This is a genomic window from Roseburia sp. OM02-15 (assembly GCF_003481835.1).
Lineage (GTDB): Bacteria > Bacillota > Clostridia > Lachnospirales > Lachnospiraceae > Eubacterium_I > Eubacterium_I ramulus_A.
This window is the reverse complement of record NZ_QULX01000002.1, coordinates 67,652-85,724: the sequence shown is the minus strand read 5'-3', so window position 1 is coordinate 85,724 and position 18,073 is coordinate 67,652. Positions and strand designations below refer to the sequence as shown.

The 18,073-nt window shown below is 43.3% G+C and carries 15 protein-coding genes; 1 reads left to right on the top strand and 14 read right to left on the bottom strand.

Annotated elements, in window-relative coordinates:
- Window positions 1-137: 137 nt before the first annotated feature.
- The 10 genes from DXB15_RS02575 to DXB15_RS02530 form a co-directional block, all read right to left on the bottom strand.
- Entirely contained in the window at window positions 138-659 is a 522-nt protein-coding gene (locus tag DXB15_RS02575; RefSeq protein ID WP_109215555.1) for a stage III sporulation protein AB, read from the bottom strand.
- Entirely contained in the window at window positions 650-1,594 is a 945-nt protein-coding gene (gene spoIIIAA, locus DXB15_RS02570) for a stage III sporulation protein AA (protein ID WP_118701935.1), read from the bottom strand. Before spoIIIAA ends, DXB15_RS02575 begins: the two co-directional genes overlap by 10 nt.
- A 414-nt stretch (window positions 1,595-2,008) precedes the next feature.
- Window positions 2,009-2,185, bottom strand: a complete 177-nt coding sequence (rpsU, locus tag DXB15_RS02565) for a 30S ribosomal protein S21 (protein WP_021737899.1) — start codon at window positions 2,183-2,185, stop codon at window positions 2,009-2,011.
- Window positions 2,186-2,646: 461 nt separating this feature from the next.
- Window positions 2,647-5,301: an alanine--tRNA ligase gene (alaS, locus tag DXB15_RS02560; protein ID WP_118701934.1), complete on the bottom strand. Its 2,655-nt coding sequence runs from the start codon at window positions 5,299-5,301 to the stop codon at window positions 2,647-2,649.
- A gap of 259 nt (window positions 5,302-5,560) precedes the next feature.
- Window positions 5,561-6,868, bottom strand: coding sequence for a chloride channel protein (locus DXB15_RS02555; RefSeq protein ID WP_118701933.1), 1,308 nt, complete (start codon window positions 6,866-6,868; stop codon window positions 5,561-5,563).
- Window positions 6,865-7,341, bottom strand: a complete 477-nt coding sequence (gene rnhA / locus DXB15_RS02550; protein ID WP_109215562.1) for a ribonuclease HI — start codon at window positions 7,339-7,341, stop codon at window positions 6,865-6,867. Before rnhA ends, DXB15_RS02555 begins: the two co-directional genes overlap by 4 nt.
- A gap of 5 nt (window positions 7,342-7,346) precedes the next feature.
- Window positions 7,347-8,654, bottom strand: coding sequence for an amidohydrolase (locus tag DXB15_RS02545; protein ID WP_118701932.1), 1,308 nt, complete (start codon window positions 8,652-8,654; stop codon window positions 7,347-7,349).
- A 357-nt stretch (window positions 8,655-9,011) separates the two neighbouring features.
- On the bottom strand, window positions 9,012-9,857 hold the full coding sequence (locus DXB15_RS02540; RefSeq protein WP_118701931.1) for a purine-nucleoside phosphorylase: 846 nt from the start codon (window positions 9,855-9,857) through the stop codon (window positions 9,012-9,014).
- Between the two features lie 201 nt (window positions 9,858-10,058).
- The gene (gene spoIVA, locus DXB15_RS02535) at window positions 10,059-11,531 is read right to left on the bottom strand and encodes a stage IV sporulation protein A (protein ID WP_109215515.1); all 1,473 of its coding nucleotides are present in this window, start codon (window positions 11,529-11,531) and stop codon (window positions 10,059-10,061) included.
- A 169-nt stretch (window positions 11,532-11,700) separates the two neighbouring features.
- Window positions 11,701-12,120, bottom strand: coding sequence for a C-GCAxxG-C-C family protein (locus tag DXB15_RS02530; protein ID WP_118701930.1), 420 nt, complete (start codon window positions 12,118-12,120; stop codon window positions 11,701-11,703).
- Window positions 12,121-12,337: 217 nt separating this feature from the next.
- On the opposite strand from DXB15_RS02530, the gene DXB15_RS02525 reads away from it, so the two are divergent.
- Window positions 12,338-12,763 carry a winged helix-turn-helix transcriptional regulator gene (locus DXB15_RS02525; protein WP_109215513.1) on the top strand — a complete coding sequence of 142 codons (426 nt, stop codon included), beginning with the start codon at window positions 12,338-12,340 and terminating at the stop codon, window positions 12,761-12,763.
- A gap of 122 nt (window positions 12,764-12,885) precedes the next feature.
- Here DXB15_RS02525 and gltA read toward each other — a convergent pair whose 3' ends face one another.
- From gltA to DXB15_RS02505, 4 genes are all read right to left on the bottom strand, one after another.
- Complete coding sequence (gene gltA / locus DXB15_RS02520; RefSeq protein WP_118701929.1) at window positions 12,886-14,271, bottom strand: NADPH-dependent glutamate synthase; 1,386 nt, start codon at window positions 14,269-14,271, stop codon at window positions 12,886-12,888.
- Window positions 14,271-15,161 carry a sulfide/dihydroorotate dehydrogenase-like FAD/NAD-binding protein gene (locus DXB15_RS02515; protein WP_109215511.1) on the bottom strand — a complete coding sequence of 297 codons (891 nt, stop codon included), beginning with the start codon at window positions 15,159-15,161 and terminating at the stop codon, window positions 14,271-14,273. The genes gltA and DXB15_RS02515 overlap by 1 nt, the downstream gene beginning before the upstream one ends.
- A gap of 246 nt (window positions 15,162-15,407) precedes the next feature.
- A complete protein-coding gene (gene buk / locus DXB15_RS02510; RefSeq protein WP_118701928.1) occupies window positions 15,408-16,484 on the bottom strand; it encodes a butyrate kinase in 1,077 nt (358 codons plus the stop codon).
- Between the two features lie 10 nt (window positions 16,485-16,494).
- Window positions 16,495-17,481: a bifunctional enoyl-CoA hydratase/phosphate acetyltransferase gene (locus DXB15_RS02505; RefSeq protein ID WP_118701927.1), complete on the bottom strand. Its 987-nt coding sequence runs from the start codon at window positions 17,479-17,481 to the stop codon at window positions 16,495-16,497.
- Window positions 17,482-18,073: the final 592 nt, after the last annotated feature.

Sequence of the window (18,073 nt, the reverse complement as noted above, 5' to 3'; positions counted from 1 at the left end):
CCGCAAAATCCCTTTTCCCGTATGTAACCTAATTTTTCCTTGTATCTTCTCTTCTGCATTAACTTGTTATAATTCTCAATCAACCTAATTTTCCTTCACCATTCATCACATAGTAACTATTCCAACATACTATCTTGTCAGACCAGAACCAATATCACAAAGATTCCAGCTGCCATCCCAAGATAACGGTAAATACGTTTCTTCTCCTCCAACTCTTTCTGCACCTGTTCCTGCATCCGCTGCAACCGCTTTGCACATCCCTTCAAATGTTGTTCCTGCTGCGTCTGATCCAAAAATCCCAGATGTTTTCCAATCCGACAGACCTCGTCCAACTCCTCTGATTTCAAAAACAAATCTTTCTGTGCTTCACGAAACGCCTGCTCCCAGATTGTCACAAATTCTGTCCCACTTCCCTTTTTCATCTGCTCTACAATATGTAGCAGCACAATAGAAATCTCCGGTCGCACTTTCTTTTGCACCTGCAACAATGCATCCTGAATGGGAAGCCGTTCATATCGGATCTCCGCTGCCAGTAATTCAGTCATTTCAATTAACGATTCCAGCATTTTTCTATGTAAATTTCCTGTGCGAAGTATCTCCCTGACAAATCCGACGCAAGCCACCAACACACAGACACTTCCCGTCAATTTTAAAAACATACATCCTCTTTTCCTGCTGTTTTCACCTGATACCTTCTCTTTCCATCTTCCTTCGAAATAACCACATATTTTCCAAACATCCGCTCATCCCTACACTTGTCCCACCCGGGCTTTTGAAACAGTTCCTCCAGACTTCCCGCATGTACCGTTGCCAGCAAATGACATCCACACCGCAGGGCATATTGCATGGCGAAAAAATCTTCCACTCCACCAATCTCATCCACAGCCAAAATTTCTGGTGCCATACTACGCACCAACAGCATCATTCCTTCCACTTTCGGACATCCATCCAATACATCTGTCCTTATTCCAACATCATTTTGTGGAATCCCGTGTAAACATCCGGCAATCTCTGAACGCTCATCCACCAGTCCAATCCGTTTCCCGGGATGTATTTCATCTCCATTTGAAAACAGTCGAATCAGATCCCGTAAAAACGTTGTTTTTCCAGTTCCCGGTGCAGATAGCACAAGCGTATTTTCCGGTTCCCCATGCTTCCATAACTGCTCGTACACCGTTTTTCCGCATCCTTTTCGCTCTCTGGCAATACGGATGTTCAAATATAAAATTGGATAAATCCTACCGATTGTCCCTGCTTTCTGCGTCACCTGACCGCACACACCGATTCGATGTCCCCCTTCCACTGTCAAAAATCCCTGCCGAACTTCCTCCTCGTAAGCATAAAGCGAATACTGTGACATCAGCGCACTCATCTGCCGCAGATCTTCTGCAGTTACCGATAGGCACTGCCTGTCCGGAAAGCTTACCAACGTATCATTCTTCAAAAAATACGCTCCTCTTGCAGTGACCAGTTCTATCGGTTGATTCACCCGTACCCGAATTTCCTCCAGTTCTCCGGCAAACATTTCAAAAATATTCGCCTGCAAAAAACACTCCCTGATTCTTATGGAAAATAACCTCAAAATCTGCTCCATCGCATCACTCCATTCGGCAATTTTTTCAAAAATTTATTCCAGGTTTTCTTTATACCTTATGCCATCCATTTTGTTAATTGCCATAGTCTAATATATGTATTACAGTTCATCTTAGAACAAAAAAAACTTACACTTTTATTCCTATCTCTGGTTCTTATACATTCTCTTAACATTTAAATTCAATATTTTCATTAACTTCCTGTTTTTTTATATTAAGCCAATCATTTCGTGTTGATTCACACTGTAACTTAAACGAAAAAATCCTGAAAAAATATCCCTGCAAGGCGTCTTAGCCTGCAGGGATACTTTTTCAGGATTTTTTCTTCATTACCTAAATCTCAACCACAAAAGAAACTTTAAAAAAGCACGATAAAAGGACACTTCCACAGAAGTGTCCTTTCAATTAACTTTGAACTAGTTGTATTTACGTTTTCTAGCTGCTTCAGATTTCTTTTTACGTTTTACGCTTGGTTTCTCGTAATGCTCTCTTTTACGAATCTCCTGCTGGATACCAGCTTTCGCACAGTTTCTCTTAAATCTGCGTAAAGCGCTATCTAAAGTCTCGTTCTCTTTTACGATTACATTTGACATAGTCTCACACCTAACCTCCCTCCAGTTGCGTATTGTGCATATTCAACTGATTGGGTAATATTTTACTGCACTGCTTGACAATTATAATCATTTTTCGCAGATATGTCAATAGTTTTTCCAAACTTTTTTACATACTTTTGCGATATTTTGCATAATTATGATACTTTTCCCTGCATTCAGCTAATTTTTCAACCAGAACCATTCGCTGAATACAGAGGTTCAAGTCGAACGCACGTGAGACTTGGTGCGTGATTCTGGTCAGCGAAAGCTGACATATTCTTCTCAGAATCAGTGCACATCTACACTTCGTTCCGGTCGGCGCAAAACCATTGTCTCCCAGACAATGTGCGTCCCCGCGGAGCGTTTATCTCAGTCGGAGATTGTACTCCCACTGAGAAAGACTTGTTATTACTCACCACTTGCAGAAGTGGGAGTCTTCTCGACTGAGATAAATTATCTTATTATTTAATCTGACCTGCCAGTGCTTCTTTTGCTGCTGCGATCGCATCCGGGATTCCTGTCGGATTCTTTCCACCCGCCTGAGCCATATTCGGACGTCCGCCGCCGCCACCGCCAACTTTTGCAGCAATTGCTTTGATCAGATTACCTGCATGTGCACCCTGTTTCATTGCGCCGTCAGTTGCCATAGCTACCAGACTTACTTTTCCTTCGTTCGCAGATGCCAGAACAACAACACCCTCACCAAGTTTCTCTTTTAACTGATCGCCCAGATCACGAAGTCCGTTCATATCAACGTTCTCCAGTGCGCTTGCCAGAAGTTTCACACCGTTTACTTCTTCTACGCGATCCATAACATCGCCAAGTGCATCCTGAGCAGCTTTGCTCTTTAAGGACTCGTTCTCGCTGTGAAGTTCTTTCACTTCTGCCTGAAGATGAGTGATCTTTTCTGTCAGACCTGCTGCATTTGTTTTCAGTAATGCTGCTGCCTCGTTGATGATCTCCTCTAATTTATCATAGTAAGCATACAATGCATCCGAAGTCAGTGCCTCGATACGTCTTACACCTGCTGCGATACCGGACTCAGACACGATCTTGAATGCGGAAATCTCGCTAGTATTTGCAACATGAGTACCACCACAGAGTTCGGTAGAAAAGTCACCCATTTTTACCACACGGACGGAATCACCGTATTTCTCACCAAACAGTGCCATCGCACCTGTTTTCTTTGCTTCTTCCAGACTCATGATGCTTGTCTCAACCGGAAGTGCCTCTGCGATCTTCTCATTTACGATGGTCTCAACCTGTTTTAACTCTTCCTCTGTCATAGCAGAAAAATGAGAGAAGTCAAAACGCAGACGATCCGGATTTACATCAGAACCTTTCTGCTCTACATGAGAACCAAGTACGTTACGCAGGGCTTTCTGCAGTAAGTGAGTTGCACTGTGGTTCTTTGCGATCAGAGAACGTCTTTTTGCATCTACTTCCAGAGTAACTGTATCACCGACTTTGATCATACCTTTTGTCACACGGCCAATGTGTCCGACTTTACCGCCAAGCATTTTTACAGTATCTTCTACACGGAACTCACCCTCTGCAGTACGGATATAACCGGTATCAGCGGTCTGTCCACCCATGGTTGCGTAGAACGGAGTCTCGTTTACAAAAATAGTACCTGCTTCGCCATCTGTCAGTGCCTCAACCAGTTCTGTCTCACTGGTCAGAACAGTTACTTCTGAATCATGACTGAAACGATCATATCCAACAAATGTTGTGGTAACGGACGGATCGATGGCATCATAAACAGTTGCATCTGCACCCATATAGTTTGTTACTTTTCGTGCGTTACGTGCTTTGGTACGCTGTTCTTCCATGGCTGCCTCAAAGCCTTCCTGATCAATGGTAAAGCCTTTTTCTTCCAGGATTTCTTCGGTCAGATCTACCGGGAATCCGTAAGTGTCATACAGACGGAATGCATCTTCTCCGGAAAGAACTTTCTTCCCTTCTTTTTCCATCTCTGCCTGCAGGTCAGCCAGGATTGCAAGTCCCTGATCGATAGTTTTATTAAATTTTTCCTCTTCCTGTGTCAGTACACGGAAAATGAATTCTTTTTTCTCTTCCAGTTCCGGATAACCGTCTTTGCTCTCGTTGATAACAGTTTTGCTCAGTTCTGCCAGGAACAGTCCGTCGATACCAAGCATTTTTCCGTGTCTTGCCGCACGACGGATCAGACGACGAAGTACATAGCCTCTGCCCTCGTTGGTCGGCATGATACCATCAGATACCATGAATGTAGCAGAACGGATATGATCTGTGATCAGACGGATAGATACGTCATCCAGTGCATCTGTCTGGTAAGTTTTGTGAGACATTTCACATACTTTATCACGGATTGCTTTCATTGTATCAATATCAAATACGGAATCTACATCCTGCATAACAACAGCCAGACGCTCAAGTCCCATACCTGTATCAATATTTTTATTCTCTAACTCTTCGTAATTTCCTTTTCCATCACCGTTGAACTGTGTAAATACGTTGTTCCATACTTCCATAAAACGATCACAGTCACAGCCTACTTTACAGTCCGGGCTGCCACAGCCATATTTCTCTCCACGGTCATAGTAAATCTCAGAACATGGACCGCAAGGACCTGCGCCATGCTCCCAGAAGTTATCGCACTCCCCGTTTTCATCACGGTAAAAGCGTGTGATCTTCTCTGCCGGTACACCGACCTCTTTTGTCCAGATTTCAAATGCTTCCTCATCCTCTCCGTAAATAGACGGATACAGGCGCTCCGGATCTAACTCCAGAACTTTTGTTAAAAATTCCCAGGACCAGGCGATTGCTTCATGTTTGAAATAATCGCCAAAAGAAAAGTTACCAAGCATCTCGAAAAAGGTCAGATGACGTGCTGTCTTTCCTACGTTTTCGATATCACCGGTACGGATACATTTCTGACAGGTGGAAACTCTGCGCTTCGGCGGAATCTCTGCTCCTGTAAAATAAGGTTTTAACGGTGCCATTCCTGCATTGATCAGCAACAGACTGTTGTCATTATGCGGGATCAGCGAAAAACTTTTCATAACAAGATGATCTTTGCTTTTGAAAAAGTCAAGATACATTCTTCGTAATTCATTTACACCATACTTTTTCACTCTCGTGTTCCTCCATCTATGTGTTTATTTTGAATATCTAATTCATTTATGCAATCACTGAAAACAGTACAATTACACACTCTTATCATAATATCATAGCATTTCTTCCTTGTAAAGCGATGCATTATTTTATCTCATTTCCAATTCAGGCTAAAATAATTACTCTGGAAAAATGCATATTAGTTTTGAAAAAACAGGTAACTTATGCTAGTCGAAATCATATACTAAACTCCACCTAAGTTTGACTTAATTAAAGTGCTTACTCCTTACCAGGCAAAAACTTTCCACGTTTTTTCATATGTATCATATTGTATACAAAGCCTTTGTTCTCCGGATTTGTGCGAAGCGACACCGGAACCGGCACACATCCACCTACCATGGACGCCAGAATCATCCAGCCCAGATTTTTCATCGGGAAGAAAATTAGTGAAAGTGCCAACGCCCCAAGCGGCTGCTGCAATACAGTTCCCAACAGTGCGCCTGTCACCAGCACCACACTGACGATCTCATTCGTATGAAAAATTGCTGCAAATCCATATCCGATGCTCAGTCCACTGAAAAGCATTGGAAAAAAATGTCCGCCTCTCCAGCCGGAAGCAATGCAGACATTTGTCAAAAACAGCTTCACCACACCGATCACGATCAACAGATACGGTGTAAATTTCAGATATTCATACTGCATAGTCTGAATATCACTACCACCAGAAAACATAGTCATCGGAAGTGCCGTTCCGATCAACCCAAGAATCAATCCACCAAGTACCGCATTTAAAACTGCCAGATTTTTCTCCCGCATTTTTCCAAAAAACCAGTTACTGATTTTCTGAAAGATCAGGAACAGATAACCTGCGGCAATCCCCACAATGATCAGAAGAACAACCGCCACTTTATCTCTCAACAGCAGTACACCGCCCTGCAAATGTGGTACAGACAGACATCTGCCAAAAATCAAATTCAACAGTTCATATACTGCAAGTCCGGTCAGACCTGCCGTCACACCTGCTGCGACCTGCTCTTTCCGCTTCCATTCAATTTTTCCTTTGTCGTATACAATCTGATCCGGTGGCAAAAATAGTCCTGCCGCCATCACCCGAAACAGTTCTTTTTTCATAATATAAGGGTTTCCGGCAAGCAGCGTGTTCATCTTCCAGCGTGCCAGTCCGAACTGATCCATCGCCCAGCAGCAAAGTCCAAGCAGGAGACTAACCAGACCGGATTCCGGTCCTACCGCCCCGCCGAAAAATAACGACAGAAAGGACGCTGCCACGATCATCGGCAGTTTTCGATACGGATAAGTTCCAGTGTCCTTGACACGTTTCACAGAATCTGCCATCTGCTCCGGATACGGTCCGTATATCCTGTGAAACAGTCCAATCACCACTCCGCCAGCCAGACACATCAGAATCGTATAATACCAGGAATCTATGTATGCCGGAATCATTTCCCAGATGACTGTAATCCCTACATTTGCAATTTTCAGATACAGCCATACCAGACCGGCGATCACAGCACCTGTCAGTGCCGTAAAGCACAAAAACAGACCGCTGTTACTCATTTGTTTTCTCATTCTGTTATCTCATCCTCCAACAGATCACCACCGTCTGCCGCTGTTGTCGCAAGACGGTCACAACGTTCATTCTCCGGATGTCCGTCATGCCCTTTCACCCAGTGAAACGTTACCTGATGCGGTTCCATCGCCGCCAAAAGTCTGCTCCACAGATCTTTGTTTTTTACCGGAGATTTGTCTGATTTCTTCCAGCCGCGTTTCAGCCATCCATCGATCCAGTGCTGATTGAAGGCATCCGTCAGATACTTAGAATCAGAATACAGTTCCACCTGACACGGTTTTACCAGAGCTTCCAGTCCCACGATTGCTGCCATCAGCTCCATGCGGTTATTTGTTGTCTTGCGGTATCCGGCACTTAATTCGCGTTCATGCAGTTTGCCTGTGGAATCAATAAACTGTAAAACGGCTCCGTATCCGCCCGGTCCGTCCGGGTTTCCCCGGGCAGCACCATCGGTATATAATGTTACTTTCATAAATTTTATCCTTCCATAGAACGAATAATGCGGTTTGCTTCTTTATAAATATCAGCCGGTTCAAATCCGATAGAGAATTTCTGATCTTCATACAGGATTTTTCCGTTTACCATGGTCAGCTTCACGTTCTGTTTGCTTCCGCTGTATACAAGATTTTTTACGATGTTATTCTCTGGCTGCATGTTTGGCTGCTGCAGATCGATCATAATCAGATCCGCTTTCTTGCCTGCGGCCAGACGGTCACAGTTGTCCAGTCCCATAGCATGGGCGCCGCCTGTGGTTGCCATATATAAAATCTTGTCCGCGCTGATGCACTCCGCATCCATTTCACGCACCTTTGCAAGTGCGCTTGCCAGAAACATTTCCTTAAACATATCCAGACTGTTGTTACTTGCCGGTCCGTCTGTACCGATCGCCACCGGAATACCTTCCTCTACAAACCGTTTCAGTGGTGCGATTCCACTTGCCAGTTTCAGATTGGAAGCCGGACAGGTAACTGCGGTAAGCTGGCGTTTCTTAAAGATTTCAAAATCTTTATCATCAAAATATACACAGTGATATCCGCCGCCACCATACTCATACATGCCAAGTTCTTCTGTCAGCTGTGTCGGTGTCTTACCATAACGTTCCAGACACTCTTTCACCTCGTTCTGTGTCTCAGAATTGTGCAGGAATACCGGAGATTTGTATTTGTGCGCCAGATCTGCGATTTCTTTCATCAGATCCATTTTTGTGGTGTATTCCGCATGGAAACCGATCATGAAAGATGTCAGATCACTGGTCTCATTGACTTTCAGGTAATTCTCCTCAACCACTGCTGCGCTTCCGCCAAAACTGTTGACACCGGATACCTGTACTGCACGGAACCCACACTGTGCTGCCACCTGTGCATACACCGGCGGGAAATAACACATATCAAAACTTGTGGTGATACCACTGGTCAGATACTCCATGATACCAAGTACTTCCAATGGACGGATATTTTCGGTATCCAGCTTGTCCTCCTTCGGAAAGCACATCTGATATAACCACTCCTGCAGCGGCAAATCGTCCGCATAGGAACGTAAAAATGTCATATAGGTATGCGCATGGGCGTTTTTAAATCCAGGCATCAGCAGATTGCCTTTTACATCGATCTCACGCTCCCATACTGGCATCTCCAGTTTTAATTCGGCACAGATTTCCGCCGGTTTTTTGCTCTCTCCCACATAACGGATGGAATCTCCATTTACCCAGAGTTCTCCATGAATAATTTCAAACTGTTCCTGCTCATTTAACGTCAGGATTTTTGCATTATAAAAACGAATATTCATCTTCTTTCCTTTCTCATATTGTTTCTATATATTCAAGTCGAACGCACGCGAGACTTGGTGCGTGATTCTGGTCAGCGAAAGCTGACATATTCTTCTCAGAATCACTGCACATCTACACTTCGTTCCGGTCGGCGCAAAACCATTGTCTCCCAGACAATGTGCGCCCCCGCGGAGCGTTTATCTCAGTCGGAGATTGTACTCCCACTGAGAAAGACTTGTTATTACTCACCACTTGCAGAAGTGGGAGTCTTCTCGACTGAGATAAAACATATTTATACAAATCATTGATTTCTATTGTATTTTTGTCTTCTGTATTTCACATTCTTTATTTTTATTCAGTCACACAGATCCATTTTTCTAACAAGCATCATTTACCGTCTTTGCAATATTTACTACAGATTCTGTAATCAGCTGTTTAAACACTGGCGCCACCCGGTCTGCCATCTCCTGAATCTCCGCGTGCGTCAGAGGATGTTTAGAAATACCTGCTGCCAGATTCGAAATACAGGAAATACCACAAACGCGCATGCCCATATGATTCGCCGCCATTGCTTCACAGGCAGTGCTCATGCCAACCGCATCTGCGCCAAGAATCTTAAACATCTGTATTTCTTCCGGAGATTCATAATTCGGTCCGGTTGTCTGCACATACACGCCCTCTTTCAACGGAATCTGTAACTCTTTTGCAGTAGTTCGGATCACTTCCTGCAGATCCTTTTTATAAACCTCACTCATATCCGGAAAACGGGTGCCAAGCTCATCCGGATTTGGTCCGATCAGAGGAGACGGCACAAAGCTGGAAATATGTCCGGTGATCAGCATAAAATCGCCAACCTGCATCCCATCCTGAATTCCACCGGAAGCATTTGTCAGGAATAAAACCTTTGCTCCAAGCAGTCCCATCAGTCTGGTAGGAAGCACGACATCACTCATCGAATAGCCTTCATAATAATGTACTCTGCCCTGCATAATTACCACAGGGACGTCCTGAATATAACCAAACACGAAACGTCCTTTGTGTCCCAGTACCGTAGAAACCGGAAAACCTTCGATTTCATGATAATCCAGAACCGCTTCTACCTGAATGTGCTCCGCATAATCCCCCAGACCGGAACCAAGAATCAATGCAATCTGCGGTTCAAAGGATACTTTTTCTCTCACACTGTAATAACATCTCAGTAATTTGTCATATACTTCACTCATGCCAAACTTCTCCTTTTTATCTGTTTTACTTGAAATCGTTACACTTTTCACATAGATAGTAAATTATAATACCACAAAACCCAAAAATGAACAAGTCCGTGAAGATGTTCCCCTTTTTGATATATAATACGAAAGCCCGGCAGAAGTATCCCACAGGCTAAGACGCCTTGTGTGATACTTCTGTCGGACTTTCTTACGTTTTTACAATATGATACATACAAGACCACCATTATTATCGTTGACAATTTTTTTCATGGTATCCTGCAATTTTTGCTGGCTTTCTTCATCCATCATCGTGATTTTTCGCCGAATTCCATCTTCCACCAGTTCTCCGATGGATTTTCCGAAAATATTGGTTTTCCAGAGACCTTCTGACGTATTCTGATTGTCTTTGATATAAGTAACCAGATCGTTTGCCTGTTCTTCGCTTCCGATGATCGGCGCAATCTCGGTCTCAATATTTGCACGGATCATATGTATGGACGGGGAAGATGCTTTCACACGCACCCCATAGCGATTACCATGTTTGATTAGCGTTGGTTCCTCAATACTGATGTCATCCATGGACGGAGATACCACGCCATATCCCGTGTCACGGACACTTTCGATTGCAGAAGCCACCTGTTCGTACGCTTTTTTCTGTTTGGCAAGTTCCCGGATCAGGGATAGCAGTTCATATTCACCGTGAATCGGAATCCCTGTCAATTCACTGATATTTTCATAATAATACCGTTCATCCACTCCCAGACAAATTTTTACCGTTCCGCTGGCAAGGTCCGTCACATCCAGACGAATTTCTGCAATTTCCTCATGTTCCGGCAAAAAAGTATGCCCGACAATATCCTTCATCTGATCTGCCTGTTGCAAAATTTTCCCCGCTTCCTGTATCGCTGCCTGTTTCACTTTATGCGCTGTCGGGAGCATTTCTACCCATTTTGGGACATAAAATTCTAACGCCTCCAGTGGAAATTCATACAGCACACTCTGCAAAATCTGCCGAATATCTTCCGATTTCAATTGTTCACAGTTCACCGCCAGCACAGTGACACCATATTTCTCCTGCAACTCCTGACAAAGCTGTTCTGCCCCGGTACTGTGCGGCCTCGGTGTATTCAGTAAAATTACAAACGGCTTTCCAATCTTTTTTAATTCTTCCACCGTTTTTTCCTCTGCCGGGACATAATTCTCCCGTGGAATATCCGTAAAACTGCCATCCGTTGTCACTACAATTCCAATCGTTGCATGCTCCCGAATGACCTTCTCCGTCCCGATCTGTGCCGCTTTTGCAAATGGAATCTCATAGCCGTACCATGGTGTCTTTACCATCCGCTCCGCACCATCCTCCATATGCCCGCTGACACCCTCAATCAGATACCCCACACAGTCAATCAGCTTCACATCTGCCGACACATCCTCATCCAGTTGAATCGTTGCCGCTTCCCGCGGAATAAACTTCGGCTCCGTTGTCATGATCGTTTTTCCCTGTGCAGACTGCGGCAATTCATCAATCATCCGCTGTTTGCCTGCCGACTCCTCCATGCGGGGCAGCACCATCAGATCCATAAAACGCTTGATAAACGTAGATTTTCCGGTTCTGACCGGTCCCACAACCCCAAGATAAATATCACCACCGGTTCTTGCTGCGATATTCTGATAAATATTTTTATTTGTCATATCCGTCACTCTCCTCTTCTGCTTATGAATATGCGACACCCGATCAATATATGACATTAAAATACCAATAAAACCGCCCAACCAAATATTCAAAAAATATCCGGCAAGGCGTCTTAGTCTGCAGGATACTTTTTTCTCTCTTTTTTCGTCCGTCTAATCACACAATCCTTTATTCGTCTAATAAATATTCCCCAAGAATCCGAATACCATCCTCGATACAGCCATCACAGCTTCGCAGCACTTTTCCAGTATCCACACCTTTCAGTTCCCGACATACGATCGAACCATTTTTATCCTTGAATTTTGCTGCCAGCTCCCGCACCAAACGCATGGTCTGTGGCTTAGTATCGCATGTCTGCAGATCCCCGGAACTGTTTTTCAATCCAAGTGCCATAAACATTGCGGTCACCGCACCACAGGTTTCCATCATACCACCCATACCTGCACCAAATCCTTCTGAGATCTGAAACAGTGTCTCCTCATCAATACTAAGCACATCTGCATAAGAGCACAATACCACCTGTGCACAGTTATATCCGCGTGCATGTCTGTCTTTTAACTCTGCTACTCTTTCTTCTACCGTCTTCATTTTTCTACCTCCGCTTTGCTCTTTTTTTACCCATTTTTCTAAATTTTTCACTTATTTGACTAATTATATCATATTTTGAATATTTTTTACCAGAATCCATTGAAATTTTGTCACGAAACTGCTACACTATGGTTACCCTTTTGATACTAAATTACTTTTTTAAACCAAATTACTTTTAGAAAAATCAAAAGAAAAGGTCGGAGGTGAAATACTTTCCATGCAACAAACTGTTAATCCGTATCATTTTGTCACAAACTGTATCTCCGGTAAATGGAAGATGACGCTTTTGCATCACATCCATCATTATGGAAAAATCCGTTTCAACGAAACAAAAAAGACACTCGGCGTCAGCGAAAAAGTGCTCAGTCAGCAGTTAAAAGAACTGACACATGACGGACTGGTTGAAAGAATACAGTACAACACCATCCCATTGAAAGTCGAATATATTCTGACTCCTCTGGGAGAAGATTTGATCCCGGCATTAGACATTCTTTACATTTGGAGTATCAGACGCTTAAATGAATTGAATCTTCCCATTGATCCAGATGCCTTTGCAGTTCACACAGAAGTCAAATATCGTGACCAATTACAAGATATCATGGATACGTATATGAAAAAGCATCCTCCAGTGGAGCAAAAATAGTAAACAAAAAAAGCTGCTTATGCAGCTTTTTTTGTTATTAGGATAGGATATTATATATAGCTACAAACAAGGTTGTATTCAACCTGTGTAACTGCCAGAATAAATTGTTCTGCAACAAACCCTTATTTGTTTGTTACATAATCATAGATTGCATGTGCTGCATGTTTACCAGCTCCCATTGCAAGGATAACGGTAGCAGCACCTGTAACTGCATCACCACCGGCATAGACACCCTCTTTGGTTGTCTTTCCGTTCTCTTCATCAGCTACGATACATTTCCATTTATTTACTTCCAGACCCTTTGTTGTAGAAGAAATCAATGGGTTTGGAGATGTTCCCAGAGACATGATAACAGTATCAACATCCAGAACAAAGTTAGATCCCGGAATTTCCTGCGGACGTCTTCTTCCCGACTCATCCGGCTCACCAAGCTCCATGCGGACACACTCAAGACCGGATACCCATCCGTTCTCATCTTCATAGATCTTAACCGGATTAGTCAGAAGGTCAAAGATAATGCCCTCTTCTTTTGCGTGATGAACTTCTTCCACACGGGCAGGAAGCTCTGCTTCACTTCTTCTGTATACAATATGAACTTCAGCACCAAGACGAAGTGCAGTTCTTGCAGCATCCATTGCTACGTTACCACCACCAACGACAGCTACTTTCTTTCCGCCGTGAATCGGTGTGTCATACTCATCTCTGTATGCGCTCATCAGGTTATTTCTTGTCAGGTACTCGTTTGCAGAGAATACACCATTTGCGTTCTCACCATCAATACCCATGAATTTCGGAAGACCTGCTCCAGAGCCGATAAATACAGCTTCGAAACCTTCCTCATCGATCAGCTGATCAACAGTTACCGCTTTACCGATAACAACGTTTGTCTCAATTTTAACACCAAGATCTGTTACATTGTTGATCTCTCTTGCAACGATACGCTGTTTCGGAAGACGGAACTCCGGAATACCGTAACGAAGTACTCCGCCCGGCTCATGTAATGCTTCAAAAATTGTAACATCGCATCCCATTCTTGCAAGCTCGCCTGCGCAAGCCAGACCTGCAGGACCGGAACCTACGATTGCGATCTTATGTCCGTTTGACGGAGCCGGTGCCTGCTGGCTATAATTATTTTCAGCAGCTGCATCTGCTACGAAACGCTCCAGTTTACCGATGGAAACTGCCTCGCCTTTGATACCGCGGACACATCTTCCCTCACACTGGTTCTCCTGTGGGCATACACGTCCACAAGTAGCCGGAAGGGATGTATACTGAGAAAGGATTTTGTAAGCCTCTTCGATCTCGCCTGTTTTTACTTTTCCGATAAATCCAGGAATGTCGATGGAAACCGGACATCCTTCGATACATTTTGCATTTTTACATCCGATACATCTCTGTGCTTCCTGTATCGCTTCTTCTTTATTATATCCATAACAAACTTCTTCAAAATTTGTTGCTCTTACCTTTGGATCCTGCTCTCTTACAGGAACTTTTTTAAACATATCCATTAGTTGTCACCTCCGCAGTTTCCGCATCCACCATGATGTGTATCACCTTCATGCAGTTTCAGGATCGCGCGTCCCTCTTCTGTCTTATACATCTGCTGACGTTTCATTGCCTGGTCAAAATCAACCAGATGTCCGTCAAACTCCGGTCCGTCTACACATGCAAATTTGATCTCATCACCAACCTGCAGACGGCATGCACCACACATACCAGTTCCGTCTACCATGATTGGGTTCATGGAAACGATGGTCGGAATGTTCAGCTTTTTGGTAAGCAGACATACGAATTTCATCATGATCATCGGTCCGATGGCTACGCAGACATCATACGGCTGCTCAGCTTTTGCTGCCAGATCTTCAATTGCTGTGGTAACCATTCCCGGAATACCATAGCTTCCATCATCTGTACATACATACAGATTTCCTGCTACTGCTTTCATCTCATCCTCAAGGATCAGCATATCATGATTCTTTGCACCGACAACTACATCTACATCTATGCCATGCTCATGCATCCATTTTACCTGTGGGTAAACCGGTGCAGCTCCAACACCACCTGCTACAAACATGATTTTTTTCTTTTTCAGTTCTTCCAGGTCTTCTTCTACCAGTTCAGACGGGCATCCCAGCGGTCCAACAAAATCCTGGAATGCATCTCCCTCTTCCAAAGCTGACATACGCTCTGTAGAAGCTCCAACGATCTGGAATACAATGGTAACGGTTCCTGCTTCTCTGTCATAATCACAGATTGTCAGCGGAATACGCTCTCCGATCTCATCCATCTTTACTATTACAAACTGTCCCGGAAGACAGGCTTTTGCTACTCTTGGTGCATCAACAACCATATAATAGATTTTATCAGCTAACTGCTTACGTTCTAAAATCTTATACATAAGTACCTCCTCTATTGTTAATTTATTAACTAACTCACTTTTTATATTGTATACAAAATAGCGTCTTTTTTCAACTCCTTTCTGCACATTTACATGTTCTAATTCGTATACATTCAATTATAATTATTGCTTTTTTTATTATACAAAAAGCGTACCATTTTTTCAACAAAAAGGACCCCTGCAAAGCAGAAGTCCTTTTCCTGGATAGGTATAATTTAGAAAATCATAAAATCAAATAATTTGATTTTATTCCGGAACAACTTTTGTGAATGTTCTGGCCTCTTCCTCGCCACGCTGTACACGTAAAGCGCCTAAAGCAAGGGATTCCATCTCATTTTCACCGGCATATACGATTACCGGTGCGATAAACTCTACACGTTTTGCAACTTCTTTTGTAAAATATTCAGAATATGCAATACCGCCGGTCAGAATGATGTTGTCAACTTTTCCATCCACATAAACACTTAATTTTGCAATATTTCTTGCAACATTGAGAATCATTGCATCATAGATCAGTTTGGCTTTCTCATCGCCATCCATCATCATTTTTTCAACGATTCGTGTATCATTTACACCAAAGTAGCCCATAAGACCACCCTGTGTTTTTACTTTTTTCATCATGGCTTTTTTGCCCATGCCTTCACGGGTTGCCATATCAATGACCTGAAATGCAGGCAGTCCGCCGGCACGCTCCGGTGAGAACGGGCCTTCATCATCAGAGATCATATCAACAATCTGACCTTTGTGGTGCAGGGATAATGTGATTCCACCGCCCAGATGAGCAACGATCACAGAAATATCACTGTATGGTTTGTTATACTCTTTTGCATATTTCATAGCTGCTGCACGCATGTTCAGGTTATGTCCCATACCTTTACGCTGCATCTCCGGTAAACCGGTCACTTTTGCAAGTGGCTCCAGCTCATCAACAGTTACTGCATCGTAAATATAGGCCGGAATGTCAAGCTCTGTAGCGATGGCATTTGCGATAACTGCGCCAAGGTTGGATGCATGCTCATTCTGCGGTGCGTATGTAAGCTGCCATACCATATCTTCGTTTACACGATAAGCACCAGCTTTAATCGGTGGAAGCAGTCCTCCACGGGATACGATTGCTGTCAGATCCTCTTTGTGTACTCCATGTTTCTCCATGGTTGCAAGGATCAGGTCTTTACGCATCTCATACTGATCGATAATATTTTCAAAAGGTTTTAACTCATCCTGAGAATGTTCAATGCTCTCTACAAATAACGGTGTCTCATCCTGATAAACCGCAATTTTTGTGGATGTGGAGCCTGGATTCATTACTAAGATTTTTTCCATATCGGTCTCCTTATTTGTTTTTGCCTGCACTTACTGCTGCTGCTAATGCAAGAGAAAGGAATTTTTCTTTTGCAGAAGATCCTCTGGAGCAGAATACGATCGGTACCTGAGCACCAACTACGAAACCTGCCATGTTACCTTTTGCAATGATTGTGATGGATTTTCCAAGGATATTTCCAACCTGGATGTTTGGAACAAGGATAACATCTGCATCACCTGCAACCGGGCTTTCAAAACCTTTGATGTCTGCGCACTCTTTGTCCAGAGCGATATCCAGGGAGATCGGTCCCTCAACAACACAGTCTTTGATCTCGCCGCGCTCGTTCATCTCTTTTAACTCGCGTGCTTCTACTGTCTCAGGCATTTTCGGGTTTACTTTCTCTACTGCTGCTACAGCTGCGATCTTCGGATTCTCATATCCAAGAGCTTTCAGAGTCTCTACGGTATTCTCGATGATCTGAGCTTTCTGCTCAAGTGTCGGGTATGTCATCATACCACCATCTGTAGTAACAAGAAGTTTATGATAATGTGGAAGTTCGTCAAATACGAAATGAGACATTACACGGCCTGTTCCAAGACCTGTCTCTTTGTTTACAGCCGGTTTTAAGATCTGTGCTGTCTCCATTTTACCTTTCATCAGGAAATCACCTTTTCCTTCGTGGATCAGGGCAACGGCACGTTTTGCAGACTCGTCTACATCCGGAACATCGTAAATATCTTCTTCCGGTACAACCAGACCGATCTCTGCACAGATTTTGTCGATCTCTGCTTTATCGCCAACCAGAACCGGTTTTGCGATTCCTTCTTCCTGTGCATGTTTGATTGCCTGTAATGTGTGCTCATCCTGAGCAGCTGCAACGATTACACGCATTGGCTCTGGGAAACCTTTTACACGCTCTACGATCTCATCAAAGTTTTTAATAACTGCCATACTAAAATCCTCCTGCTTTTGTTTATATATTTTTTGAGTCTTTCCTGAGACTCTTTTCTCATTCATTGGTTCTCATTATAGCATGATTCTTTTTGTATCGCAACAGGAAAATTTGCAATTTATACTTTATATTTTGCATCGTGCACGATTTTTTTGTTTTTATATACATTATTGAAAGAGAAGTCCCTGATTTGTCTCAGTCGCTAACAATCGCTCCTTGAGAAAAATCAGGGACTTCCCTTAATCTACACGGTGATAAAAAATCACGGTAATATTCCTATATTTTTTAGTTTATACATTCTTCGCTGTTTATCAGAAAATGTATTCAAGTCGAACGCACGTGAGACTTGGTGCGTGATTCTGGTCAGCGAAAGCTGACATATTCTTCTCAGAATCACTGCACATCTACACTTCGTTCCGGTCGGCGCAAAACCATTGTCTCCCAGACAATGTGCGCCCCCGCGGAGCGTTTATCTCAGTCGGAGATTGTACTCCCACTGAGAAAGACTTGTTATTACTCACCACTTGCAGAAGTGGGAGTCTTCTCGACTGAGATAAAATTTCTATTAGAAAAAGATATTTGTCAGGAATTATATTTTTGCCATGTAAATTCAGGACAATAACTGAAATAGCGGGAATCTTAATTTTTCCTAGCAGC

Excerpts from the sequence above, each read along its gene's own strand:
- DXB15_RS02575 (WP_109215555.1), bottom strand. The coding sequence starts at position 659 with ATGTTTTTAAAATTGACGGGAAGTGTCTGTGTGTTGGTGGCTTGCGTC.
- spoIIIAA (WP_118701935.1), bottom strand. The coding sequence starts at position 1,594 with ATGGAGCAGATTTTGAGGTTATTTTCCATAAGAATCAGGGAGTGTTTT.
- rpsU (WP_021737899.1), bottom strand. The coding sequence starts at position 2,185 with ATGTCAAATGTAATCGTAAAAGAGAACGAGACTTTAGATAGCGCTTTA.
- DXB15_RS02555 (WP_118701933.1), bottom strand. The coding sequence starts at position 6,868 with ATGAGAAAACAAATGAGTAACAGCGGTCTGTTTTTGTGCTTTACGGCA.
- rnhA (WP_109215562.1), bottom strand. The coding sequence starts at position 7,341 with ATGAAAGTAACATTATATACCGATGGTGCTGCCCGGGGAAACCCGGAC.
- DXB15_RS02545 (WP_118701932.1), bottom strand. The coding sequence starts at position 8,654 with ATGAATATTCGTTTTTATAATGCAAAAATCCTGACGTTAAATGAGCAG.
- DXB15_RS02540 (WP_118701931.1), bottom strand. The coding sequence starts at position 9,857 with ATGAGTGAAGTATATGACAAATTACTGAGATGTTATTACAGTGTGAGA.
- spoIVA (WP_109215515.1), bottom strand. The coding sequence starts at position 11,531 with ATGACAAATAAAAATATTTATCAGAATATCGCAGCAAGAACCGGTGGT.
- DXB15_RS02530 (WP_118701930.1), bottom strand. The coding sequence starts at position 12,120 with ATGAAGACGGTAGAAGAAAGAGTAGCAGAGTTAAAAGACAGACATGCA.
- DXB15_RS02525 (WP_109215513.1), top strand. The coding sequence starts at position 12,338 with ATGCAACAAACTGTTAATCCGTATCATTTTGTCACAAACTGTATCTCC.
- gltA (WP_118701929.1), bottom strand. The coding sequence starts at position 14,271 with ATGGATATGTTTAAAAAAGTTCCTGTAAGAGAGCAGGATCCAAAGGTA.
- DXB15_RS02515 (WP_109215511.1), bottom strand. The coding sequence starts at position 15,161 with ATGTATAAGATTTTAGAACGTAAGCAGTTAGCTGATAAAATCTATTAT.
- buk (WP_118701928.1), bottom strand. The coding sequence starts at position 16,484 with ATGGAAAAAATCTTAGTAATGAATCCAGGCTCCACATCCACAAAAATT.
- DXB15_RS02505 (WP_118701927.1), bottom strand. The coding sequence starts at position 17,481 with ATGAATGAGAAAAGAGTCTCAGGAAAGACTCAAAAAATATATAAACAA.